Raw genomic sequence first — 25,565 nt, forward strand, 5'->3', positions numbered from 1 at the left:
AACATCGATGGCGAGGAAGCACCCGCAGACGAAGGATTGGCGTCGCGCGTGCTTCTTTTTTTGTCGGCAATTGAGGCGGAGAGAGGATGAGTTGACGAGAGAACGGGGTCGTGCGCGGCCTGACAGTAGAGATCTGGTATGAGTATAAGGACTTATCTATTTCAAATAACGGGGAGAGATCTGGAATGTTGAAAAGATGGACGAGCCTATTTGTTGTACTTATCTTAGCTATTGTCACCTTTGCTTCGGTGCGAGCCGAAGCTGTTCAAGCCAAGGATTTGAGCGACATCGCGAAGCATTGGGCGAAGTCGGCTATTGAGCAAGCGGTTGCCAAGGGCTATGTCACAGGCTATCCAGACGAAACGTTTAAGCCGAACAATACGGTGTCCCGTGCGGAGTTTATTAAGATGCTGGTCGACTCGCTCGGATACCCGCATCAAGACGTACCAGGCGGCAAGTGGTGGAGAGGATATGTGGATGCGGCGGTGTCGATGAACATTCATGATGAGACCGACTTCAAGGATGGTTACGACCAGCCGATCACGCGGCTGGAAGTGATGCGTCTGACGGCGAGGGCGTTGGCGGGGGCAAATCCCTCGTACAACGATGGTCTGACTGCTTTTGATGGTCTTTATAACGGGGACATTCCGTATACGGACTTCCGCAGCCTGACGCAGAAGGACGTTCCGCTTGTCGCGTTGACGATGGGTAGTGGCATTGTGGAAGGTTATGAAGACTTGTCGGCTGGATTTGATATGACAGCAACTAGAGCCGAAGCTGTGACGATGATCGAACGGATGCTGGCGATGAAGGAGAAGGATGCAGACGATACATTCGCGCTAAGGGAACTAAAAGATGTGGCAGAAACGGGTACGAATGCAGATTTGTTTGGTTGGGACGTACTTACGACGATCAATGATGGGCACGTAAAGGTATCGTATCCGAGCCGAACGCTAGTGATGAAGCGTCTTTATGTGCTCCCGATTAAGGGTGGTCAGCACAGCTTGTTTGAGCAGAAATTCATCGATAAAGACATGCTGAACTATTTGTATTCTTATGAATACTTATCCGATGGTGATCAAGGAATTATCGTCGGAGTAGCAGGTCTCACATCATCCATCGATCTCAAATACGCTAGAGACTGGTCAGCAAACTCTTACTTTAACCCTGAAATACGCCCATTTTATAGTAATATGGCAGACAAGTTTGGATATTCTACAGCTGAAAGCCTACCTCTAAACGAGTCAATCAAGAAAAATGTTAAGACGGAAGTCTCTATGTGGTCGAGCTATAACGACAATACTAAGACAATTTCATTTCAAAATAATTATGTAAACGAAGGCGATGTATACCCACTTATATTACAGAAGGGGGTAACCAAGAGTGAATAAGAACGTGAAACTCATGGGGGCGCTCGTCGCCCTTATTTCTCTAACTTGGAATTTATTCGTACTTCCGCCAACACAAATAGCATCAGCTGCGAATAGTATTACAGTTTATGCGAAACAGGATTTTCACCCCGGTTATTATTGGTGTCAGCAGGATGATGGCAGGTGGGCATCCGTCAGTTATTTAACCAGTGGGTCTACTGAAACGATTATTTCAGACGATAAGAATGGCTGGCCTGATTTAACTTACGTAAAAACTGCGCTGTCATTGGCAACACCATCAACGTACTATATCGATCCTGATAATCAATCATCTCAAAGTTTCAGTCTATCCCAATTGGACGGTGGAACAGCAACTCCAATTTTGCCTATAACACCAATTAGGCCAATGAGTACAAATAAACACGGTCAACCATCGTTTGATGTATCTAATGGAAAAGTTGAAGTCTCGGTTTGGGTAGGACAAGGCACATATGAAGCAAAAAAGATAATAGGTGGATGCAAAGGTAAAGATCAGGTTATGTACCCAATGGACGTAAATGTTACCTTTAAAGGGACCATCACGCAGACATCCCATACTAATCCCCTACTTTCTCTTCGAATAGATCCAACTAGCAAGACGCTAAACGTCGGCGAGCAGCAGCAATTCACCGTTTACGGCAAGTACAGTTCGGGAGAGAAAGTTATTCCGAATAGCAATCTCATTTGGTCAAGCGATCAGAACAGTAATGCGCCAGTAAGCAGCGGCGGACTCGTCATCGGCACCAAAGTTACAACCACGGACGCACATATTACAGCGACCTATAAGCCAGATCCAACTAAAAAGGTTACTGCAACAGTGAAGGTAGTCGAAAATCAACCGCCTTACGCAGAAATTAATTGGATCGATCCAGATACAGGAGATCCCGTCTCCCAAGTACAATTGGGCAAGACGCTAAACCTGAAAGCCTATCCGGTATCCGATCCGGACAGTGATCCGGTGCATATTGTCGGATGGGATTTTAGCAGCTCAGACTTTTTGTCTAGCTGGCGCGCAGCTCATCCGTCAAATGGTTATAACCTAAACGGTATTGAAATGACAGAGGAAGGGACGTTCGACGTCTCTCTTACAGTCGCAGATAACAAAGGCTCTGAATATACGGCTTGGGCGTCTGTTGACGTTATATCCGCTGATCCAGTTGCCAAGATCTCAGGTCCGACCCGTATTAAAGAAGGGCGCCCGATGCCATCGCCAATCGATGGCAGCAGAAGCTATAGCCCTATTGGTGCGGAGATCGTAACTTATGAATGGACCGGAAAGCAGGACAGCTATCCAACCCCAGGCGAATACACTATTACATTACGTGTACAAGACAGTGCGGGCAGATGGTCGAACACCGCAGAGCATCACTTGACGGTTGTTCCCGATGAGGCACCGATAGGGATGTTGTTCGTCCCGCCAGAAGAAACTCGTCTCGGTACGGTTCATGTGCAAAGTGCGGCCTATAGTCTTGACGGTGACACCATCGTAAGCCATCAACTCGAACGCAAATATGATGCTGCCAATGACGGCTTCTCCAATGACGCTTGGACAGTATTGCAAACAGGGAACAGCGCATCGTATGACTTTACACCGGACAAGGTGGGCAAGTACCTGTTCCGTGAGACGGTCTGTGAGGACTATGGCAAATGCGGCAATAGCGATGGTCAGCCTGAATCGGAGCGCACGGTGAATGTAATTAACCTCGCGCCGAGCATCGACGTTCAGACGAGCTCCACTGTGCAAGAACCGCCGGAAGAGACGATCCTCAGCATGAGTGATCTGTACAATAATGGCCGTTTTTATAATCTCAGTTCTGGCAGCGTTGGTGAAAAATCTAGTTGGGAGCTGGTTGGCGGCGTATTAAAGTCAAAGGTTAAACAGCAATTGTATAACAACACTAACACCATCACTAAAAGCAATATATTATCTATCTATTGGTACAATATGTCGGGCTTTGGTTTATCCAATATTTTGAATACGCCATTTTTGAGTCCGCAGGGCAGCCTAACAGCAAGCTCTTATTCTGACTCCATCGGGAGTTTGCTAAGTTATAACGCCAACAAGTCCAGATGGGTGGCGGATGAAACTTACACCTATGTAACAGATAGATCAGGTACGCTTCTGGCAATAGATCACTCAAACAATAGTACGAAATGGAGTTTTGCTCCGCCCAATGGCGTTGTTACTAGTAGTTCAAGCAGCAACAGCAATCCTTATGATGAGATCATTTTGACACATGGGGATTATATTTACCTATTAGCCGAGCGAAGTGATATATCCGGACTTGATATTTACAAATTAGAACGTTCCACTGGAAGATCTATAAAGCAAGTGTATATACCACATACAAGGTACGGTTCTGATGGTCTCGATGGACGGTTGTGGGAATTCCCGCAAGGCTTCTATTTCTTAACATCAGACTGGATTGATACTACGCCAAATAGCAGCACTTTAACTGCTGAAAGCAGTTATGCCTCATATCTGTACGACTGGGATTTGAATCAGTTAGCTTTTTGGGAATCGGGCTATGGCAGAGATACGCCAATGGAGGCCCGCTACATGTTCTTTGGTTTTGATGATACAACGAGTACTGACTTTTCTGTGACTTCTACTTCTAATGGACAGATCTGTATTTGGGATATGCAATCAAGGACACAGACAAAATGCGCATATTTGCCGATTAGCAATAACAGCAGGGATAAAATGGGGTACTATCAATTTTTGGGTACCGATCATGAGGGTAATCTCATCTTCTACGATAAGGATCTTGCCGCGATAAATCAGGTAAACCTGACCCAGAGCGTTGACAGCGTTAAGGATCAGGCACTTGCTAAACTCTCGCCAGATGGCACTGTAACAAGGGCATCGAAAATGGGAGCCATAGTACCTTTATCATCACTCATTAATTCATGGTCAATATTTAGATCAGGCGCGTATCCTGGGGGAGGTTTATACAGTTATGCCGCCATGAAGGTGTTGGGGATGGACAGCAATGATCATATTTGGGTTCAAGCAACCGATAGGAATGACGCGGCGAAGAACGCTATCGCAGTAGAAGATACTAATGGGAATGTGCTATCGACCTTCTATCCATTTGCCAATGCTCAAGTACCTTATAGCAATGTAGAATCTTTTGTGATTGTTTCGGATGGATTAGTTACGCTATTTGGGATTGACAGCACTACGGATAGCACGAAGCCTCGAATATATTATAGCGTGATCAATCCAAAGGATTTCAGTATAGTAACTTCTGGCGAGATAAGCGGAATTTTGGATAGGTACCAAGTTGGGACATCTTATTTTACTTTTGATAATACTAACAGCAGCGGGTTTGTGCCATTCGGAGACCAAACCTATCTTTTTAGAGCGGCCTTTAGATACAAGAATCCTTCTACTGCCAAAATAACCTATCAGAACAAATCTTATATTCTAAAATCTACTGCCACTCCGACTAATCAGCGTCTTATTGAGATTGGAAGCGATACTCCTGATCTGATTACGGGAACAACTTCGATCTCTTCCAGTCAAGAACTGAGAGTTAGTCTGAAAGCATCCGCTCCTGACCCTGAGAAGGGAACAGGCGTTGCTTTCCGAATACAAGATGATCGGAATTACTACAGCTTGGAATGGGAGAACAACGAGCTGCGGTTGAAGAAAACCGTAAACGGATCGGCATCGGTCGTACAGAGCAAGTCGTATCCGATGAATACGAATCAGACGTACGCGGTAGAGATCAAGCCTGTAAGCGGAGGCTTCAGTGTCTATGTGAACAAGATTCTGCAGTTCACAGCATCGGAATCTGGTTGGACAAGCGGAAAGTACGGAATCATTAATCGCGGCCAGCAAGGGGTATCGTTCCTCGGCGCATCTACCGTTGCGAGTTCAGGCGAACCAGGTGGAGTGATCTCCGGTGTCGCGCTTGTTGGCGAACCGATCACCTACGATATCACGTTCGACGATCCGGAGAGCGACCCACGCCTGACGCAATTCGAGGCATGGGACTACTCGCACAACCCAAACGTCTTCCTGCAGCCGCAAGGGCTTTGGAATGGCACGGGAACAGGGCATACACCAACGCCGGTGACGAGCTTCGATAAGCCCGGCGAGTACACGTTCAAGTTCCGATCGAAGGACGATCCGAATCCGGCGAATCGGTACCCGAGCAGCGTCTTCGACAGCTATCGGCAGCTGTCCAATGAAGTGACCGGCACGATCCGCGTTCATCGCAAGCCGGTAGCGCAATTTAACCTGACGCTTAACACCGATCATTCGGTGACGATATCCGACACGTCCTACGACCCGGACCGCTACAACCCGTCGAACGGCTCATTCTCAACCGAAGCGACCGGCATCGACTACCGGGCAACGCGCGGCATTGTGGAGCGCAAATGGCGTTATATGCTCTTAGGGAGCAGCGGCTTCGTAGATGGCCGGCCCAACCAACTGTTGGCTAGCGGGACATACACGATTGAGCTGGCGGTCAGGGACGAATATGGTGCATGGAGCGACTGGGCGACGCAGACCGTCGACGTGCAAGGAATCACGGGGCAGCCGCCGATTCCGGGCTTCGCGCTCTCGCCGAATCCCAGCTACCGCTTCGTTCCCGTGACGATCAACTCGACGGCGAGCGATTCGCAAGATGGCGGCCGCGAGAATTTGACTCACGCGTACTATATTAAGAATCTGACCAATGGAGGAGCAGAGTCGCTGCAATCGAGCGCTCGAACGAGCTGGGACAAGCTGTTTAGCTCGCTCGGTCTCTTCAATGTGCGCCAAGTGGTGACGAACAGCTACGGCCTCTCTGCGGAGGCGAACAAGACAATTAATATCGTGAACCGGAAGCCAACCGCGGATATTACCGTTCCGAACAGCGCGGACCAGAACAATCCGTTGCTGGTACGGGAGCTGCGTCCGGAATTCAATTGGACGTACACCGATCCAGACGGCGATCCGCAGAGCCAGTGGCAGCTTCAAATTCACAAGTACGACGGTACGGTTCGAAGCGACAGCGGCGCTAAGAGCGGATTCAATCTCACCTGGACGCCGACAGCCAATCTGGACGACAATACAAGCTATTATGCGCAGATCCGCGTCTATGACGGCTATGATTGGAGCGACTGGAGCCCGCCGAAGTACTTCCGGATCGAGACGAATAAACCGCCGGCCGCGAACTTCCAGTGGTCGCCGAATCTCGTTTATGAAGGAGATACCGTTCAGTTCATTCCCGCTGTCCATGATCCCGACCGAGACACACTGCAGCTCACGTATGAGATAACTTCACCCTCCGGCGCGAAGCGTTCCTACCAAGATACGAAGCCATATCCTTATTCCGCCTCCGGACCGTCGATAGCCATGCCGGAACCCGGCGTGTGGACGGTCACGCTCAAAGTGAGCGACGGCAAGGCGCCGACGGTGGCCGTCAGCAAGTCGCTCAACATCCTGCCGCTCAGCATCTCCGGACAGGTTCGCCATACGGACGATTGGGAGGCGAAGCGGCTTCACTATAATGACAAGCATCCCGACGATCAGCGGCCGGCGGATTGGTTCTGGGCCGGCGAAGCGTTCGTGCTGGACGCGCAGACGACGGATACCGGCGCCTCAACCACCAAGGCGTTGAAGGTCGTCGCTGATGCGGGCGGCGGGCTTCGCAAGCAGCTTGCCGCGGCGAACGCGCCGGCATCCAACCTATGGTCCGGCACGCTTGGCAGTACGGATGCGGGCTTCCAATTGGTGACGCTGCCAGAAGGAGACTATATTTTCACCTTTACCGTGACGTATAGCAATGGGACCGTCAAAACTTCGCAAGCGACCATTCATGTGGCGGATACGGTCGACAATTACTTGCAGGTTCACCGCATTCAATAGACTTAGAGACTCTACGTCTCATACCAAGAGCTCCTCGCTGAGGGGCTCTTCTACTTGTTCGGCTATTTGTTCTCATATGCCCGAACATTTGCTATAATCTACTCTGTAACTTCATGAGAGAGCGGGGACGACACATGCGGGTTCTTGGAATCGACCCCGGGATTGCGATTATGGGATTCGGGTTCGTCGACAAGATCGGCCACCGAATCACTCCCGTTCAATACGGCAGCATCCAGACAGAGGCGAACACGCCGACGGAGCAGCGTTTGGTTCAAATCTATGAAGCTTCCTGCGAGCTTCTGGATCGATATAAGCCGGATACGATAGGCGTAGAGAAGCTGTTCTTTAACAAGAACGTCACGAACGCGTTCAGTGTAGGGCAAGCGAGAGGCGTCTTCATCTTGGCTGCGGCGCAGCGGGGCATTCCGATCGGCGAATATACCCCGATGCAGGTGAAGCAATCGGTTGTCGGCTACGGCGGCGCCGAGAAGAAGCAGGTGCAAGAGATGGTGAAGCGGCTGCTCAAGCTGACCGCCGTGCCGAAGCCCGACGATGTGGCGGACGCGCTCGCGGTGGCGATCTGTCACGCCCATTCGGCTGCCCTGAACGATAGAATGAACGGAGTGACGCCATCTTGATCGATTTTCTTAGAGGACAAGTGGTTCATATCGAGACCGAATATGTCGTGCTCGACGTGAGGGACGTAGGGTACCGGGTGTTCACCTCCAACCCGTACGCGCTCGCGCGCAGCGAAGAACCGATTGTGCTGTACATACACCACCATGTGCGCGAAGACGCGATTCAATTGTTCGGCTTCCCGACCCGCGAGGAGCAATCGATGTTCCGGCGTCTGCTTGACGTGTCCGGCATCGGTCCCAAAGTGGCGCTGGCCGCATTGGCAGGCGGAAGGCCGGAAGTGATCGCTTCTGCGATTCAGTCTGAGAATGTTGCCTTCTTGACGAAGCTGCCCGGCATCGGCAAGAAGACGGCGCAGCGCATGATCCTCGATCTGAAGGATAAGCTCGGCGCCGTAGACGAGCGATGGGCTGCGGCTTCTTCGGTACAGCTGGCGATGGAGGCGGCTCCGGCCGCAGACGCCGGCGAATCCAACTGGGCGGCTGCCCGCGAGGCGCTGGCTGGGCTCGGCTATCGCGATGCTGAGCTCGACAAGGCTTGGCATGCCATGAAGGGCAAAGTGACCGGCGACGAATCGCCGGATGTGCTGATGAAGCAGGCGCTGCAGCAATTGTTCCAAGGATGAATAGAAGGTTGATATACAAGATTGACTCTAGCAGAGCAGCGGAGAGGAGGACTCGCATATGGAAGAGAGAATCGTCACCGCTCATCTGATGATGGAGGACCAGACGGCTGAACTCAGCCTGCGTCCCCGATACCTGGCGGAATATATCGGCCAGGCGCAAGTGAAGGACAATTTGAAGATCTATATCGAAGCGGCGAAGCAGCGGATGGAAGCGCTCGACCACGTTCTGCTATACGGCCCTCCGGGTCTCGGCAAGACGACGCTATCGAACATTATTGCCAACGAGCTCGGCGTCAACATCCGCACGACGAGCGGACCTGCGATCGAGCGGCCGGGAGATCTCGCGGCGATCTTGACGAATCTGCAAGAGAACGACGTCCTCTTCATCGACGAGATTCATAGACTTCACCGTACCGTCGAGGAAGTCTTGTATCCGGCGATGGAGGATTATGCGCTCGACTTCATCATCGGCAAAGGCCCAAGCGCCCGGTCGGTGCGCCTTGACCTGCCGAAGTTCACGCTGATCGGGGCGACGACGCGCGCCGGCCTCTTGTCCGCGCCGCTGCGCGACCGCTTCGGCGTGGTCAGCCGTCTGGAGTTCTATACGGAAGAGGAGCTCGCCTACATCGTCTCCCGTACCTCGGATCTGCTCGGTGTCGGGATCATTGGCGAAGCGTCGAGCGAGATCGCGCGCAGATCCCGCGGCACGCCGCGGATCGCGAATCGCCTGCTGAAGCGGGTGCGCGATTACGCGCAAGTGCGCGGCGACGGCATCATTACCGAAGATATCGCGCATGAAGCGCTGGAACGCATCCAAGTCGACCCGATGGGCCTCGACGCGGTCGACCACAAGATGCTGCAGGCGATGATCGCGAACTATCGCGGCGGACCGGTCGGCGTCGATACGATCGCGGCGTCCATCGGCGAAGAGAGCCAGACGATCGAAGACGTCTACGAGCCGTACCTGCTGCAGATCGGCTTCTTGCAGCGAACGCCGCGCGGGCGCGTCGTGACGCCGGCGGCATACAGGCACCTCGGGCTGCCTGTTCCGGACAAGTCCTAATGCACCGCGACCACAACCGCCCGACAGGAGGAATGAATGATGAAGGCAAGCGCTACTCTAACGATCGGTAGAAAAACGATGATTGGCACGCTGCTCGGAGCAGTCTCGCTTGGCATGATCGGAAGCACAGCCCATGCTGTGTCGGTTCCCGATCACATCCGGGTTGCGCTGTTCTTGGATCTGAGCAGCAAATATCAAGCGCTGACACCCGCCGTGACATTAAGCTCGGCCGGCGGCATGAAGCTGACCTGGAATGGCGCCGCGATCGCAACGGTGAACGCAGGCAAGAGTGTCCGCTTCGCCGTGGACGGATACCGTGCGATTATATTAGAGACCGATGACTTAGCTGCGGCAACGTCCGTTCTGAAGACCGTACAGAGATCGACTAATGCGGCGCTGCTAATCCGGCTGTCGAAGAACGGCAAGACCGTCTATCAAGTGACGGAGGGCAATTACGCGAACGCCGCTGCGGCTGCCGCAGCTGTCGCCAAGTGGACGAACGCGGGTGTCGCGGCGGGCGTGAAGTCGCTCAGCGCGCCGGTTGTGGCTGGACCTTGGGCGGTGGAAGCCGGCCCTTACGCGAATGAAGCCGCTGCAGCAGCAGCCGTCGCTTCATTCGGCGCGCTCGGTCTGGATGCCTTCGTCTCGCAGAAGCTCACCGGAAGCACGCCGTCGTATTACGTGCGGATCGGACAAGCGTCCGATGCGTCGGCGCTGGCCGAGCTGAAGAACAAGGCCGCTTCTGTCGGCGTGCCGATTCTCATTCCGGATGCCAGCGCTGCCTATGTCGTCCTGCGCAATGATCTGACCGCAAGCGGCACACCGGACGCCGCTGTCCCGTTGTATGCGCTGTCCGCAAGCGCCAAGCTATTAGCTGCGCCTGTGAACGCTGGCAATGGCATTCTGGTGACGGAACGGAGCAAACGTACATACCGCGGCAACATGGAGCTGAGCGTGCTGAACGGCGATTTGGCGCTCGTCAACGATGTGCCGCTTGAGCAATATCTGTACTCCGTCGTCGGCTCCGAGGTGCCGGGCAGCTGGCCGCTGGAGACGCAGAAGGCGCAGGCGGTCGCCGCGCGTTCCTACGCGGTCTTCTCCGGCACCGGGTTCCAGATTGCCGATGTGGTGGATACGACGCTAAGCCAGACGTACAACGGCATAGGCGCCGAGAACGCGAATTCGGTCGCCGGCGTCAATGCGACGGCCGGCGAAGTGTTGACCTACGAGGGCAAAGTGATCGACGCTGTGTTCTCTTCGAACGCAGGCGGCGTGACGGCGGACAATGCGACCGAGATCTGGGGCAGCAGCACGCCTTACCTCGCCAGCGCAGCGCAAAGTCCGGACGCAGGTCCGCAGGAAGGCAAGCTGGAGTGGTACAAGGTGGCCTTGTCTGATGGCGAGATCGGCTACGTGCGCAGCGATTACCTGGTTTATAGCGGTGCGAAGAACGAAGCCGGCATTCCATTATATGCTTCAACGGGCGACGGCGTATCGGTGCGGCCAAGTCCGCAGACCGCAGGCGCCGGTGCTAATCCCATCGCTAAGCTGTATAAGAACGATCAGGTTGTCGTGCTGGACAAGGTTCTGGAGTACACGAATTATAATTGGGTTGAGACGTTCACGGCCGATCAACTGGCGAACTCTATCAACAAGCGGGCTAAGTCGAAGATCGGCAGCCTGCAGACGCTCGAAGTGTCGCAGCGGGGGCTGTCCGGCCGCGTCAGCGAGATCAAGGCGAACGGAGTGCCCGTCGACGTCGGCGTGCCGGACAATCTTCGCGGCGCGCTCGGCAGCTTGAAGAGCACGCTGTTCGACATCGAGGAGACCGGCCGCTTCTCCGTCGTTGGGGCGAACGGCGCGCAGAAGAACTTCCCGACGGAAGGCAGCGCATCGTCCCTGCAGATTCAAGGCGCAAGCGGCGCTGCCGTAACGGCTGGAAGCTCCAATCTGTTCGTGCTGAATGGCGACGGCGAGCTTCGAGCGGCGACGACGGATCCGGAATTCGTCATCACCGGCAAGGGCTTCGGCCACGGCCTCGGCATGTCCCAATGGGGCGCCAAAGGGCTGGCAGATCAAGGGTATGACTATCAATCGATCCTGCAATACTACTACAAGAACGTAAAGATTGAGAAGGATGGCGGAGAATGAACGTAAGCGATTTTGATTTTGATTTGCCAGAACGGCTAATCGCCCAGACTCCGCTGGCGGAACGGACTGCTTCCAGGCTGCTCGTCCTGCACAAGGAGACGGGCGGGACCGAGCATAAGACCTTTACCGATCTGAAAATGTACTTGAGGCCGGGAGACACTCTGGTGCTGAACGACACCAGGGTGCTCCCCGCCCGTCTTTACGGCGTCAAAGCGGATACGGGAGCCAAGGCGGAGCTTCTGCTGCTGAAGCGGCTGGAAGGCGACGCTTGGGAAGCTCTCGTTCGCCCGGGCAAGAAGATTCGCGCCGGCACGGTGCTTCATTTCGGCGCGGAGGCGGAAGATTCGGCGAAACCACTGCTAACCGCCGTCGTAGAAGAAGAAGGGGAGATGGGCGCAAGACGCGTTCGCTTTGAGTACGAGGGGATATTTAATGAGCTGCTAGATCGCCTTGGCCAGATGCCGCTGCCTCCTTATATTAAGGAGAGACTTGACGATCGGGAACGCTACCAGACCGTCTATTCGAAGCATGAAGGCTCGGCGGCGGCGCCGACGGCAGGGCTGCATTTTACCGAGTCGTATCTCGAGGAACTTCAGCAGATGGGCGTCCGGCTGTGCTGGATTACGCTTCATGTCGGGCTAGGAACGTTCCGGCCGGTGTCGGTGGACAATGTAGACGAGCACGATATGCATTCGGAGTGGTACTCGGTCAGCGAGGAGTCGGCAGAGCTGCTGAACCGAACGCGCGCCGAAGGCGGCAAGATCGTAGCGGTCGGCACCACGTCCGCTCGTACGCTGGAGACGGTAGGCATGCGGTTCGAGGGCTCGAAGGTAGAGGCTTGCAGCGGGTGGACCGATATCTTCATCTATCCCGGGTATCGCTTCCGCTTGGTGGATTCGCTGCTGACGAACTTCCACCTGCCGAAGTCTACGCTCGTGATGCTCGTCAGCGCGCTGGCGGGCCGGGAGAACGTCCTTAACGCTTACGAGGAAGCGGTCGAGCGCGAATATCGGTTCTTCAGCTTCGGCGACGCCATGTTTATTACTTGAGATACCGGCCGCTTCAACTAACTAGACTGCCAGGAGGCAAGCTACTCTTATGTCAGCTATTCGCTATGAACTAATCAAGACATGCGCCCAGACCGGAGCCCGGCTTGGCCGCGTCCATACCCCCCACGGCGTGATCGACACGCCGACGTTCATGCCTGTCGGCACGCTCGCGTCGGTGAAGGGGGTCAGCCCGGAAGAGCTGAAGGAGCTGAACGCGCAGATCATCCTCAGCAATACGTATCACCTGTTCCTGCGACCCGGACATGAGCTAGTGCGCGAAGCAGGCGGCTTGCACAAGTTCATGAATTGGGACCGCGCGATTCTAACCGACAGCGGCGGGTTCCAGGTGTTCTCGCTGAGCGAGATGCGCAAGATCCGGGAAGAGGGCGTTGAGTTCCGCTCCCATCTGAACGGCGACAAGCTGTTCCTCTCGCCCGAGATTGCGACGCAAGTGCAGAACGCGCTCGGAGCGGACATCTTCATGGCGTTCGACGAGTGCCCTCCGTTCCCGGCGGAGTACGATTACGTCAAGCAGTCGACCGAACGGACGTCTCGCTGGGCGGAGCGCTGCCTGAAGGCGCACGAGCGTCCGCACGACCAAGGGCTGTTCGGCATCGTGCAGGGCGGCATGTTCAAAGATCTTCGCCAGCAGAGCGCGCGGGAATTGACTTCCCTTGATTTTCCGGGGTATGCTATTGGTGGACTAAGTGTGGGCGAACCGAAGCATCTCATGTATGAGATGCTGGAAGAGACGGTCCCGCTGCTTCCGGCAGGGAAGCCTCGTTACTTGATGGGTGTCGGTTCTCCGGATGCCTTGGTGGAAGGCAGCATACGCGGTATCGACATGTTCGACTGCGTTCTGCCGACGCGTATCGCGCGCAACGGCACGGCCATGACGAGCCAAGGCCGCCTGGTGGTCAAGAACGCCAAGTATACGAGCGACTTCGGTCCGCTCGATCCGGAATGCTCCTGCTACGCGTGCCGCAACTATTCCCGGGCTTACATACGCCATCTGATTAGGGCGGATGAGATGTTCGGTCTTCGCCTGACTTCGATTCATAACCTGCACTTCCTGACTCATCTGATGGAGAAGGTGCGGGAAGCGATCCGGGAAGATCGGCTGCGCGATTTCAGGGACGAATTCTTTGAGCAATACGGTATGGCGAACAACGAAAGCGGATTTTAACACACAGGAGGGACAAGCTATTTATGTTACTTGAAGGAGGAAATAGCAATATGCTGGCAACCTTACTGCCATTCGTGCTTATGTTTGTTATCTTTTACTTCTTGCTGATTCGCCCGCAACAGCGGAAGTCGAAGGAGCGCAATTCAATGCTCCGCTCCCTGAAGAAGGGGGATAAGGTGACGACGATCGGCGGCCTTCACGGCACGATCCATGAGATCACAGACGACACCGTCGTGCTGAAGGTGAACGACGTGACGAAGCTGACGTTCGAACGTTCCGCGATCAACAACGCAACGGCTCGTGCGGAATCCAAGTCCGACAGCAAGCCGGAATCCAAGTCGGAAGCGAAGTCCGATGAGAAGACCGAAGCGAAGGCGGAGGGCGAAGCTTAATTCGCTGCGCCAAAGCAATCCGATCCTGCCCAAAGCCCTTTCCTCCAGCGAAATCCGCTGAGGGAAAGGGCTTTTATTGGGTTGTTCGGCACCGCGCTCCTGCCCCAGCCTCCGATAGACTAGCTCAGCCCTTCTCCAACGCATTCGCGCGCGAGGCTGCCCGCAGAAGCTTGCGCGAGCGCTTGCTCTGGTCAGCCCCAAGGCTGGCTTGCCGGCGATCTGCCCAATCGCCAACCTTCAGGCCGACAGCGGCTGACACCGAAGCCAAGCACAAGCCGGCGATCATATCGGTGAACCAGTGGATGCCGAGATAGAAGATCGAGAACAGAATCACGGCGGCGTTAATGCCGGCGAACACCGCCCAACGCCGGTTCCCGGACCTGGCGGCTAGCAGCGCCATCGTGACCGAGATGGAGGTATGCAAGCTCGGGAAGCAGTTGTCGAGGCCGGACAGGTGCCGATATTGCGTCTCGAAGCTTGGGAACGCATCGAGCATCAAGAACTGAATATGCGGCGAGACGAACCAGGCTTCATCGACGGGCACGAACAAGAAGAACGGCACCGCAATCAAGTAGTTCAGCAGCAAGGCCACGCAGAAGGCGTAGTAGAGCTTGAAATTCTTCTCAAACGTATAAATCCCGACAGAAGCGATCATCACAGCCTGGAACATCACCAAATAGAAGAACGCGCAGAATAGCGTAAGCGCGTCCGAATGAAGCAAGCTCTGCAGCCGGCCCTGCCAGCTTCCCTCCCACCCGCTAAGCGCGGAAGTCAAGTTGTAGCGGACGGGGAAGAACGCTTCCAGCTTCAGCTCGTATTTGTTCAACAGAAGAATAGCGAGCATGGCGGCGAAGAACGCGAGATACTTCGGCGATGTCGCCAGCGACTTCACGAAAGCGTAAACTGCGGCTAACGGCTGTCTGCCGGTTCCGTACCACAGTAGTCCCATGACGGCGATTAGCGTGCAGCACAAGATGGACGCCATGGAATGAAAAACGGCCAAACCTTCTCCTCCTCAATCAACTGCAATCAGATACACCGATATAGTATATCAAATTTGAGCGGAGAAAACGCGCAGCTAATATCGGTTAACGCATCGTTCGGTTAACGCATCGGCCTTCTCGAAGCTCCCGTATTGACGCCGAACATGCCCCCGATGGCGCCGAATAGAGCGGCGAGGACGATCAGCATCGGAATCCGCACCGTCCAGTCGACATCGTTCGCGAGGAAGCTGGTGAGCAGGACGGCTACCGCATAGAACAGCCCTGTCGTCATGCCGACGGACCATCCTTTGCGGCCGGATTTACGTGCGGAGACGAATCCGCCGCATAGGGACGCGAACCCGTGAATGCCGAATACCCAGGGCACAACCTCTTGCTCGCTAATGGCGGTTCCATACAGCAGCAACGAGAGCAGCAGCGTTCCCGCCGCCAGCCAGATGATGGACCAGACGACTCCGGACAGCAGAGGAGAAGCGATTCGGAAACCGGATACTCGTGGAATGGGCTTCATCATACACGCTCCTTACTTCCAAATGGTTTAGTATCAGCCTATGGCGTCTGACAGGATGCTAGTACCACTTCGTTGCTTTGGCGCGAGGAATGCCAATTATCCACTGGAGTCGGGCTGAATGAGCTTCCATGGACAGGGTGACACTAACAGGCGCTCTAGCTACGACACAACGATTCCGTGGGGGGACAGGAACATGGAACTGACGGTCATCTTGTTGCGGACGGTGTTCATGTATCTCTTCGTGTTTCTGGTCATTCGGCTAATGGGCAAGAGGGAGATCGGCAAGCTGTCCGTCTTCGATATGGTGATCTCCATTATGATCGCGGAGATTGCGGTCATCTCGATCGAGAGCACCGAACGTTCCATGTGGGCAACTGTCGGTCCCATTGTCGTGCTCGTAGCCATTCAGCTCGCCATCTCCTATATCACGCTGCGCAATCGCAAGATCCGCCTGTGGTTCGACGGCCACCCGAGTGTACTCATTCGCGAAGGACAGCTGAATTGGCGGGAGATGCGCAGGCAGCGCTACAACCTCGACGATCTCCTGACGCAGCTCCGGGAGAATAAGATATCGAATGTGAAGGATATAGAACTGGCGGTGCTGGAGTCGAACGGCAAGCTGTCGGTCATTCCGAAGGCAGGAGACAGGGCCGAATCGCAATCGGAGGGCGAGCGTCCAGCCAAGCAAGAAGCTGCTCCGAGGTTCCGGTACGAGATATTGCCCGTCGCGCTCGTCATGGACGGCAAGGTGCAGGATGACGGTCTGGAGCAGATCGGCAAGAATCGCTTCTGGCTGATGAGCGAGCTTCGCGAGCGCGGCATCCGCAGCTTCGACCAAGTATTCTACTGCAGCATGGATCACAAGGGACAATTGTACATCGATCGGAAAAGCTAACGGATCACCGGAACCATCGTCCGATGATAGGGATGCGTTCGACGTCGAAGCGGTCGATCAGCTTCATCCAGATGAGCAGCAGCAGGTAGATCATAATGCCTGCGCCTGAGGAGGCAATCAATCTGATGGTGCTTCCGCTCAGCGAGACGGTATTCCAGATCCACAGCGCGATGGCGCCGGTGACGATCACGGCGGACATTACCCTCAGAAAGTCGATCGGCAGCAAGCGGAAGCCGGTTAGCCGCGAGACGCTGATCCAATGAAGCAAGGTGACGAGTCCCATGTTGACGGCAATGGCGGCAATCGCTCCGGAGATGCCCCAGTCGGGCCGCGAAGCCAATTCGACGATCAGGATCAGCTTGACGACGGCGCCGATGAAGGTGTTGGTGAGCGCCGTCCCCGGCCGGTTAAGCGCTTGGAGGGCGGCCTGCAATGGCGCTTGCATGTACAGGAAGACGGCCATCGGGGCGAGCCAGCGCAGCATGCCGGCCATGGAATCGTCGCCATACAGCAGCAGGCAGAGAGGCTGCGCGAACAAGCCGAGCAGCGCGACGAATGGAGCCCCGCTGACGATGGCGATCCGCATGGACTGGTGAAGGCGCTTCTGAATGCCTTGCCAATCGCCGCGGGCGGCTGCATCCGACAACGCCGGAACAAGGGATACGGCAAGCGAATACGTGAGCGCTCCAGGCAGCGTAAGGAGCGGAATGACCATTCCCTGCAGCGCGCCGTATTGGGCGGTAGCCACGCCGACGGCAAGCCCTGCCGCGACGAGGCTCTTCGTCGTTAGAATCGACTCGAACAAGTAAGAGAGCGATCCGATGAGCCGGCTTCCGGTCACAGGCAGCGCGATGCCGAGCATTCCCCGGGACAGCGAACGGGTCGAAGCGCTGCCGGGATACCCCTTCGCGGTAGCCGGGTTGTCTCCCTTCTCCTCATCGCGCCCCGAGCTGCGAGAATCCCTGCGCACCTGCGCCCACAGGACAAGCAGGCCGGCTAATTCGCCAAGCGCCATTCCGCCCATTGCGCCGGCCGCTGCCGCTTCCAGCCCGAGCGGAATGAGCAGCGTCGTCAACGCCAGCGTCAGCACGATGCGCACGATCGATTCGGTCGTCGAAGAGAAGGCGGTCGGAAGCATGTTCTGCTTGCCTTGGAAGTATCCTCTCCACACCGAAGAGACGGCGACCATCGGCAGGACCGGTATCATGACGAGGAAGGCGGTATGCACCCGCGGATCCGTCATGACGGCGCCGGAGATCCACTCGGCCATCGCCAGGCAGGCTGCTGAAGCCGCTAAGCTGGCAGATACCACTAGAGACATGGCGAGCCGCACGATTCGCTTCGTTCGTGCGGTATCTCCGCGGGAATCGGCCTCGGCGACCATCTTGGCTACCGCGAGCGGCAGTCCGCCGGTGATGATGGTCAGAATGACGATCATGAACGGATAAACCAGCTGGACGAGGCCAACGCCCTCCGCGCCGATAATTCGGGGCAGCACGATCCGGGGAACGAAGCCGAGCAGCCGATTCAGCAGTCCGGCGGCCAGCAGAATCATGGCTCCTTGAATGAATGTCTGCTTGCGCAGGGACATAGGCACACCTTCTTCGATTATCCCGATCTTTAGTACATGCTTATGCGGCAGCCGTATCGCTTCATGACATGGACCTGTCCGAATCGAAATCTCCTTCGGTTGCAGCCGTCAAGAAGGAATTCGGAGAAGCGGCGGAGAAGTCATTAAGAACGGACGATTACGTAGATAAGCCGATGAAGAAGGAGGACGCCCGCATGTCGGAACACGATTCGGCCCCCGGTCCGGAGCTTGGGGAAGCGGAAATGAACCTCATGATCGAGCAGCTATGCGAGAGCAAGGCGGAGGAATTCAGGATGCTCGGCTACGAGCAGGTGCAAGGCGCGGATGTATGGGAATGCGTCAGCGACAAATATTACAAGAAGGGAACGCCGCCTCTTCATGAGATGGTAAATGATATTTTGTCGCTCAAAGTCAATCAGTATATGAACTACATTACGCTAAGTCTCTATCGCGGCGAGAAGCGCTAAATCCGCTTCCGCAGCTTGAATTAGGCAGCCTATCGGGGATCCGAGAAGGCTGCCTTCGTCATTCGCCCAATCAGCCGCAGTTGCCGCCAGGGCGGGGATAGCGGCCTGTGAACGGCTGGTGCGGATGCGATTTCCGGTTTTTTCCGGGAGCATTCGACAAATTGACTTCCATTTTAACGCGTAGGTATAATAGGAACATTGAGAATCGAAAGGGGACCGCAATTCACAATGAAACGTTTGCTCGCATTCGCGCTCGTCGTTGTGGTAGCGTTCGGGCTTATCGCATGGACCAGCCCCGGACTGCTGAACAACACGAAGCTCGGGCTAGACCTTAAAGGCGGTTTCGAGATCCTATACGAAGCGCAGCCGCTTACCGGCAGCGGTCCGGTGGACAAGCAGTCGCTGAAGAAGACTGCCGAGAGTTTGAAGGAGCGCGCCGATGCGCAAGGCGTCGCAGAACCGGAAGTTACGACGGAGGGCAAGAACCGGATTCGCGTCAAGATCGCCGGCGTGGCGAACGAAGCCGAAGTTCGGGAGATGCTCAAGAAGCCCGCCGAGCTGCAATTCCGCAGCGCGGACGGCTGCACGGACCCAACCGATTATTGCAAAGTGGAGATGGTAGGCAGCGACTTCACCGAAGGCGCAGCCAAAGTGGAATACACGTCGCTGAACACGCCAATCGTAACGATCAAGGTGAAGGACAAGAGCAAGCTGGCGGATGTGTCTAAGCGTCTCATCGGCAAGCCATTGGCTATCTACCTGAATGACGAGCTGATCAGCGACCCAGTCGTTCAATCGGAGCTTACCGAGGGCTCGGCGCAAATTACCGGCCAGGGATCGATCGAAGAAGCGCAGAACCTGGCTGACGTCATCAATCTAGGCGCGCTGCCGTTGAAGCTGACGGAGAAGTATACCCAGAGCGTAGGCGCGACGCTAGGCCAGAAGTCGCTCGAAGAGACGGCTCTGGCGGGGGCCATCGCTTCGGTCGTCATTCTTCTGTTCATGCTGATCTTCTACCGCCTGCCCGGCGTTGTGGCCAGCGTCTGCCTTATTATTTTCGTATGGATATTGCTTGTCGCATTCTGGCTTATGCATGTCACGGTGACGCTGCCCGGCATTGCCGCATTCATATTGGGCATCGGCATCGCGGTCGATACGAACATCATTACCGCCGAGCGGATCAAGGACGAGCTGCGCAACGGCAAGAGCATCACTTCCGCGTTCCGTTCCGGCAACAAGAACAGCTTCCGTACCGTCATTGACGCGCATATTACGAATATTATCGCCGCAGCGGTCCTCTACTTCATCGGCCAAGGCTCCGTTAAAGGCTTCGCTGTCGTGCAATTGGCGAGCATTATCATCAACATCCTGACTAACCTCTTCCTGACGCGCTACTTGCTGCATCTGATCGTGAAGAGCGGTCGGTTTAACAAACCGTCTTATTATGGCGTAAAGGAGAGTGAGATCCGTGCGCTATAGTTTCAGGAATTTCGACTTCGTTAAAGCAAGCAAAGGCTTCTTTATCTTCTCGATCGTGCTGACGCTGCTCGGCATCGCTTCGTTGTCCATCTTCGGCTTGAACTACGGCATCGACTTCCAATCGGGCTCCTCGGTCGACATCACGACGAGCAAGCACGTAGACAAGACGCAGGCGGAAGACTTCTTCAAAGGGGAGAGCTTGGGCGAATTTACGTTCACGACGGGAGACGACCGCTTCTCCGTCCGCTTCAAAGACGCGCTTGACGAATCACAGCAATTGAAGCTGGAGAACGACTTCAAATCCAAGTTCGACGATAAGGCTTCGTTCGAGATCAACATCGTCGACGTCGATATTGCCAAGGAGCAGGAGCGCAACGCGCTGTACGGCATGCTCATCGCTTGTATCGGCATCGTCATCTACGTCGCGATTCGCTTCGAATGGCGGTTCGCCGTCTCGTCCGTTATCGCGCTTGCGCATGACGCGTTCCTCGTCATTACGATGTTCTCGCTGTTCCGGCTGGAAGTTAACCTGCCGTTCATTCTCGCGATTCTGACGATCATCGGTTACTCCATCAACGATACCGTCGTTATCTTTGACCGGATCCGCGAGAACCTTCGCTTCGCGAAGATCAAAGGTCCGGATGATCTCAAAGAGCTGGTGAACACCAGTGTCCGCCAGACGCTGACCCGTTCGATCAACACGGTCGCGACCGTCTTGTTCGCGTCGTTGTGTCTGTTCGCATTCGGAAGCATCTCGATCAAGATGTTCTCGCTGGCGATGCTGTTCGGCTTGTTCTTCGGAGCGTATTCTTCTATCTTCATCGCCAGCCCGCTGTGGCTGATGCTTCGCAAGAGAGCGAAGCCGAAGAAGGCCGTCAAGGTGCAGAGCGCTCCGTAAGGACTATAGCTTCGGAGGGAGGCAATCGATATGACGGTATTACGCTCCCGCAAGGCTGAGCACGGAGCGAGAGTATCCGCGCTCGGGCTGCTCGGCTTGACAATCGTCAAAGGAACGGCTGGCTGGTTAACCGGAAGCAAAGCGCTGATCGCGGACGCTTGCCACTCGGCAGCCGATTTTGCGAGCGTGACGACGTCGTATTTGTCAGTCAAGAAAGCCGGCTGCGGCTCTCGGGAGAGCTCACGCGCGGAGCGCATGGCGACGGATACGATCGCCTGCGTTATTCTATCGGCGCTGCTGCTCGTCGCAGGGCTCGAGATTGGCCTGAGCTCGATCAAGAAGATGGTGGGGGGCGTGGACGAATCGCCAGGCTGGGTCGCCGCGGCCGTCATCGTCTTCGGCATCGCGGTGCGGGAAGCGCTCGTCCGTTACCGGAGGAGCCAAGTCTCGAAGCTGGGCATTCGTACGGACGCGCTCCGAACGGAGAGCCGGTCCGATATATTCGCTTCTCTGACCGCGCTAGTCGGCACGGTTGGGGCTATGGCCGGCGATATGTTCGAGATGCCCGTTCTCTACGTGCTCGACCCGGCGGCAGGCGTCGTCATCGGCGTCTTCGTCATTCGTTCGGGCTGCCTGCTGGTATTGAATCTCGCTCGCAGCGCTGACCACGAAGCGTTGAACGAAGTGGATGTACAGGCTCTGCTTGAAGCGGTGCAGCGGGTCGACGGCGTCGTAGCCGTGGATGGGCTGACAGCGAAGGAGCATGGTCACTATGTCGTCGTTGACATGATCATTCGGGTCAATCCGCGGATCTCGGTATCCGAAGGGCACGACATCGCTCTTCGAGTGAGACGCCATCTGACGAAGCGATTCCTTCATGTTACCGAGGCGAACGTTCACGTACAGCCTTATGATCCTGGGTATCCTTATAAGTCCAATCATCAAGATGAAGAGATGACCTCTCTCCTTCAGTAATGCATAACTGCTAGAACTACCGCTCCGCCGAGAAGCCGGCGATGCGCCCCCAGCCGCTATTGAAGCGTCCGGGCGAAGCGCCTGGCTCGGCGGAGTTGTCTTTTGTGCCGCTATAGGCGGCGAGGAAAGGAGATCCCCATCTCATGAAACGCAAGTATCGCTGGGAACTACGCGAAGCGGATGAACGGGAAACCGCAGCGCTTGCGAGCGCTTTAAAGGTGCCGCCGCTGATCGCTCGGCTGCTCGTCTCGAGAGGACGGCGGACGCCGGAAGAGGCTCTCGCGTTCCTCTACGCGGATGAGACAAGCTTCCACGACCCTTATCTCATGAAGGGCATGGCGGGGGCGGCAGAACGAATCCGCAGAGCGATTCGCGATGGCGAGCGCATTCGCGTCTACGGAGACTACGACGCTGACGGCGTCACGTCAACCGCTCTGATGATTCGCTTGCTGGGGCGTCTTGGCGGTGATTATGATACCTATATTCCCCATCGCAGCAGGGAAGGCTACGGCCTGAACATTCCTGCGATCGACAAGGCGATCGAAGCGGGAGTCCGCCTCATCGTGACTGTCGACAACGGCATCAGCGCGGTGGAGCCGATCGCATACGCAAGGGAACGCGGGCTGGATGTCGTCGTGACGGACCATCACGAGCCGCCGGCGATTCTCCCGGAAGCGAACGTGCTGGTGAATCCGAAGCAGGAGGATTGCGGCTATCCGTTCAAAGGACTGTCTGGCGCCGGAGTCGCCTTTAAGCTCGCGCAAGCGATGCTGGGGAGACCGGATCTAACGCTCGCCGATGTGGCAGCCATAGGAACGGTCGCCGATCTGATGCCGCTCGAAGACGAGAATCGGGCGCTCGTTCGCCTAGGTCTCGAGCAGATGGCCAAGCAGCCGTCGCCTGGCATCCGCGCATTGGCCGCCGTCTGCGGGGCGGAGCCGGACAAGCTGTCGAGCGGCCGGATCGGCTTCGGTCTCGCGCCGCGGCTGAACGCGGGCGGGCGGCTCGAGTCGGCGGATCCGGCGGTGCGCCTGCTCGTGACCGACAGCGGCGAAGAAGCGGAGGAGCTGGCTGCGCGGCTTGATTCGCTCAATCGCGAGCGGCAGCAATTAGTGGACGATACGCTGCTGGAGGCCGAGGCGATGTGGCAGCGCAAGCTGGAGGCGAACGGCGGCCGGATGCCGGAGGCGATCGTCCTCGCGGGTGAAGGCTGGAACGCCGGCATCGCCGGGCTTGTCGCCTCCAAGCTCGTGGAGCGCTACTATCGTCCGGCGTTCGTCCTCGCCTACGATGCGGGCTCCGAGAAGTGCAAAGGCTCCGCCCGTTCAATCGACGGCTTCGATCTGCATGCGGCGCTAACGGATTGCGCGGAGTTGATGGAGCACTTCGGCGGCCATCAGGCGGCGGCGGGACTTACCATTCGGCTTGACCGGCTGCCTGAGCTGGAAGCGAGGCTGTGCCGGCTAGCGGCGGAGCGAATCGCGCCAGCCGATTGGATTCCGAAGCGGAAGGCGGATCTGATCGTTCCGGTCTCCGAGCTGACGCTGGAGACGGCGGATCTGCTCAAGCAGCTTGAACCATTCGGCAATGGCAATCCGACGCCCAAATTCGCGCTCAGAGGCGTTGCCGTCGGCGATAAGCGGCTCATGGGCAAGGACAACCGGCACCTGCGACTGGTCGCCGAGGAACGGCGCCTTCGCATCGAGGCCGTCGGCTTCGGCATGGCGGAGGATGCGGCAGCGCTCGAGAAGGGTGCGGTTGTTGACCTGCTCGGCGAGCTTGCCGTGAACGAGTGGAACGGCAGCCGCAGAGTCCAGTTCATGCTGCTGGATTGGCGGCATCATTCAATCCCCGTGTACGATCGTCGAGGCGAGAAGCGCTGGCTGCAAGCGATCGAGAGCTTGGCGGCTGCGGAACGCGAAGTCCGTTGGCTGGTGCTTTGCGGTTCGCACGCCGTCTGGAGCGAGGCTCAGGCTTCGGAGAAGTTAGCGGCCTGCGGCGCCTTAGCGGCGAGATTCGGCGATTGGGAGCAGATCCCGACGGCGTTGCGACCGTCCGCGGCAGGCGAGATCGCGGCTGGAGCTGCCGCGGAGCTGGCGGGTGTGCAGCTGCAGCCGATGACGCTTGCGCTGGCGGAGCTGCCGGAGCAGCCGGAAGCCGCACAAGCGGTGGGGCGCTTGCTTGCCTCCGGCTATCCGTTCGAGGCGGTGTACCTATTCGATGCGAGCGGTGCAGGCGACATTCCAGGCGCCGGCCGCCGAAGCGGATTCCCGGATCGCGAACAATTCGGCCGCGTGTACTCGTTGTTCCGCAGGCAAGGCTCATGGATCGATACGCCGGACGGCTTCCTAAGGCAGGTGTCGGGTGATTCCGGGTGGCCGCTCTCAGTCGTGCGGATGATGCAGGAAGTGTTCGAGGAGCTCGGCTTCCTGACAGTGGATCGATCGAACGTGAAGGTCGTCAGCGCACCGCCGCGCCGGGAGTTGGAGCATTCGGCGCGCTTCCGCAAGGCGAAGGAGCACGCGGAGTTGCTGTCCCTTCGCACGATGGACGGGCAGGAGCTGCGGCGGTGGATTGAGCGGCAGCTTCCGAGGCAAATATAGCAACAAGAAGGAATGACGTTGTATAATGCATAACGTACAGCCATATGGAGAGGGGCCGATAACGGCATGAGTTACAATTTCAAGGATTATATCCGGGTTATTCCCGATTTCCCGCAACCGGGCATTCGATTTAAGGACATCACGACGCTATTGAAGGACGGCCCAGCTTACAAAGCCGCCATCGAAGCGCTTAAGGAGTCGGTCGCTGATCTGAAGATTGACGTCGTCGCCGGCCCTGAAGCCCGCGGCTTCGTGATCGGCGCTCCGCTGGCGCTCGCGCTTGGCGTCGGCTTCGTGCCGATTCGCAAGAGCGGCAAGCTGCCGGGCGAGACGATCGAGGCTTCGTACGATCTCGAGTATGGTAAAGACAAGCTGGCCTTGCACAAGGATTCGATCCAGCCGGGCCAGCGCGTGCTGATCGCTGACGATCTGCTCGCTACCGGCGGCACGATCGCGACCACGACGCAGTTGATTCGTCAGCTTGGCGGCGAGATCGTCGGCGCGGCATTCTTGATCGAGCTGGGCTATCTGGATGGACGCCAGAAGCTGCAAGGCATGAATATCCGCTCGCTCGTTACTTACTAAGCGACAGTATGATTGGGAGCTGCCCCGCAGAGGTTCTGACTCTGTGAGGCAGCTTCTTTTGTTATGCAGATGTCTCCTTGTAAATTAAGCGGCACGGATTGGCCGATGATCTCTCTTCGTTTTCATCTGGGATTAAGGACACGTTCATCTTCTGTTCATTTAGGAATGCTAGTATCCAAATAA

The 25,565-nt window shown here is 56.3% G+C and carries 19 protein-coding genes; 16 read left to right on the forward strand and 3 right to left on the reverse strand.

Annotated elements, in window-relative coordinates:
* The first annotated feature begins 185 nt into the window (after positions 1 to 185).
* From H4Q31_RS09870 to yajC, 9 genes are all read left to right on the forward strand, one after another.
* Positions 186 to 1,391 carry an S-layer homology domain-containing protein gene (locus tag H4Q31_RS09870; protein WP_185178902.1) on the forward strand — a complete coding sequence of 402 codons (1,206 nt, stop codon included), beginning with the start codon at positions 186 to 188 and terminating at the stop codon, positions 1,389 to 1,391.
* On the forward strand, positions 1,384 to 7,275 hold the full coding sequence (locus H4Q31_RS09875; RefSeq protein WP_185178903.1) for a glycoside hydrolase family 78 protein: 5,892 nt from the start codon (positions 1,384 to 1,386) through the stop codon (positions 7,273 to 7,275). The genes H4Q31_RS09870 and H4Q31_RS09875 overlap by 8 nt, the downstream gene beginning before the upstream one ends.
* A 134-nt stretch (positions 7,276 to 7,409) precedes the next feature.
* Complete coding sequence (ruvC, locus tag H4Q31_RS09880) at positions 7,410 to 7,913, forward strand: crossover junction endodeoxyribonuclease RuvC (protein WP_185178904.1); 504 nt, start codon at positions 7,410 to 7,412, stop codon at positions 7,911 to 7,913.
* On the forward strand, positions 7,910 to 8,536 hold the full coding sequence (gene ruvA / locus H4Q31_RS09885; protein ID WP_185178905.1) for a Holliday junction branch migration protein RuvA: 627 nt from the start codon (positions 7,910 to 7,912) through the stop codon (positions 8,534 to 8,536). Before ruvC ends, ruvA begins: the two co-directional genes overlap by 4 nt.
* 58 nt (positions 8,537 to 8,594) lie before the next feature.
* Positions 8,595 to 9,599 carry a Holliday junction branch migration DNA helicase RuvB gene (gene ruvB, locus H4Q31_RS09890; RefSeq protein WP_185178906.1) on the forward strand — a complete coding sequence of 335 codons (1,005 nt, stop codon included), beginning with the start codon at positions 8,595 to 8,597 and terminating at the stop codon, positions 9,597 to 9,599.
* Positions 9,600 to 9,635: 36 nt separating this feature from the next.
* Positions 9,636 to 11,750 carry a SpoIID/LytB domain-containing protein gene (locus H4Q31_RS09895; RefSeq protein WP_185178907.1) on the forward strand — a complete coding sequence of 705 codons (2,115 nt, stop codon included), beginning with the start codon at positions 9,636 to 9,638 and terminating at the stop codon, positions 11,748 to 11,750.
* Positions 11,747 to 12,799 (forward strand): tRNA preQ1(34) S-adenosylmethionine ribosyltransferase-isomerase QueA, encoded by a 1,053-nt coding sequence (gene queA / locus H4Q31_RS09900; protein WP_185178908.1) that lies wholly within the window; start codon positions 11,747 to 11,749, stop codon positions 12,797 to 12,799. Before H4Q31_RS09895 ends, queA begins: the two co-directional genes overlap by 4 nt.
* 49 nt (positions 12,800 to 12,848) lie before the next feature.
* Positions 12,849 to 13,985 carry a tRNA guanosine(34) transglycosylase Tgt gene (tgt, locus tag H4Q31_RS09905; RefSeq protein WP_185178909.1) on the forward strand — a complete coding sequence of 379 codons (1,137 nt, stop codon included), beginning with the start codon at positions 12,849 to 12,851 and terminating at the stop codon, positions 13,983 to 13,985.
* A gap of 23 nt (positions 13,986 to 14,008) precedes the next feature.
* Positions 14,009 to 14,377, forward strand: coding sequence for a preprotein translocase subunit YajC (yajC, locus tag H4Q31_RS09910; protein ID WP_185178910.1), 369 nt, complete (start codon positions 14,009 to 14,011; stop codon positions 14,375 to 14,377).
* A 124-nt stretch (positions 14,378 to 14,501) separates the two neighbouring features.
* Here the strand turns inward: yajC and H4Q31_RS09915 are convergent, their stop codons facing one another.
* Together H4Q31_RS09915 and H4Q31_RS09920 are read right to left on the reverse strand one after the other, a co-directional pair.
* Entirely contained in the window at positions 14,502 to 15,380 is an 879-nt protein-coding gene (locus tag H4Q31_RS09915; protein ID WP_185178911.1) for a phosphatase PAP2 family protein, read from the reverse strand.
* Between the two features lie 101 nt (positions 15,381 to 15,481).
* A complete protein-coding gene (locus H4Q31_RS09920) occupies positions 15,482 to 15,889 on the reverse strand; it encodes a TIGR04086 family membrane protein (protein WP_185178912.1) in 408 nt (135 codons plus the stop codon).
* A gap of 193 nt (positions 15,890 to 16,082) precedes the next feature.
* Between H4Q31_RS09920 and H4Q31_RS09925 the strand changes: the two genes are divergently transcribed.
* Positions 16,083 to 16,784 carry a DUF421 domain-containing protein gene (locus tag H4Q31_RS09925; RefSeq protein WP_185178913.1) on the forward strand — a complete coding sequence of 234 codons (702 nt, stop codon included), beginning with the start codon at positions 16,083 to 16,085 and terminating at the stop codon, positions 16,782 to 16,784.
* A 4-nt stretch (positions 16,785 to 16,788) separates the two neighbouring features.
* Here H4Q31_RS09925 and spoVB read toward each other — a convergent pair whose 3' ends face one another.
* Complete coding sequence (spoVB, locus tag H4Q31_RS09930) at positions 16,789 to 18,375, reverse strand: stage V sporulation protein B (RefSeq protein ID WP_185178914.1); 1,587 nt, start codon at positions 18,373 to 18,375, stop codon at positions 16,789 to 16,791.
* Positions 18,376 to 18,569: 194 nt separating this feature from the next.
* Here spoVB and H4Q31_RS09935 point away from each other — a divergent pair, with 194 nt between their 5' ends.
* From H4Q31_RS09935 to H4Q31_RS09960, 6 genes are all read left to right on the forward strand, one after another.
* On the forward strand, positions 18,570 to 18,842 hold the full coding sequence (locus H4Q31_RS09935) for a post-transcriptional regulator (protein ID WP_185178915.1): 273 nt from the start codon (positions 18,570 to 18,572) through the stop codon (positions 18,840 to 18,842).
* A 228-nt stretch (positions 18,843 to 19,070) separates the two neighbouring features.
* Positions 19,071 to 20,321, forward strand: coding sequence for a protein translocase subunit SecD (gene secD, locus H4Q31_RS09940; protein ID WP_185178916.1), 1,251 nt, complete (start codon positions 19,071 to 19,073; stop codon positions 20,319 to 20,321).
* On the forward strand, positions 20,311 to 21,219 hold the full coding sequence (secF, locus tag H4Q31_RS09945) for a protein translocase subunit SecF (RefSeq protein ID WP_185178917.1): 909 nt from the start codon (positions 20,311 to 20,313) through the stop codon (positions 21,217 to 21,219). The genes secD and secF overlap by 11 nt, the downstream gene beginning before the upstream one ends.
* A 30-nt stretch (positions 21,220 to 21,249) precedes the next feature.
* On the forward strand, positions 21,250 to 22,194 hold the full coding sequence (locus H4Q31_RS09950; protein WP_185178918.1) for a cation diffusion facilitator family transporter: 945 nt from the start codon (positions 21,250 to 21,252) through the stop codon (positions 22,192 to 22,194).
* Between the two features lie 143 nt (positions 22,195 to 22,337).
* Complete coding sequence (recJ, locus tag H4Q31_RS09955; RefSeq protein ID WP_185178919.1) at positions 22,338 to 24,797, forward strand: single-stranded-DNA-specific exonuclease RecJ; 2,460 nt, start codon at positions 22,338 to 22,340, stop codon at positions 24,795 to 24,797.
* A 66-nt stretch (positions 24,798 to 24,863) separates the two neighbouring features.
* A complete protein-coding gene (locus tag H4Q31_RS09960) occupies positions 24,864 to 25,382 on the forward strand; it encodes an adenine phosphoribosyltransferase (RefSeq protein ID WP_185178920.1) in 519 nt (172 codons plus the stop codon).
* The last annotated feature ends 183 nt before the right edge of the window (positions 25,383 to 25,565 follow it).

The sequence above is a fragment of the Cohnella lubricantis genome (genome assembly GCF_014212015.1).
Taxonomy (GTDB): domain Bacteria; phylum Bacillota; class Bacilli; order Paenibacillales; family Paenibacillaceae; genus Cohnella; species Cohnella lubricantis.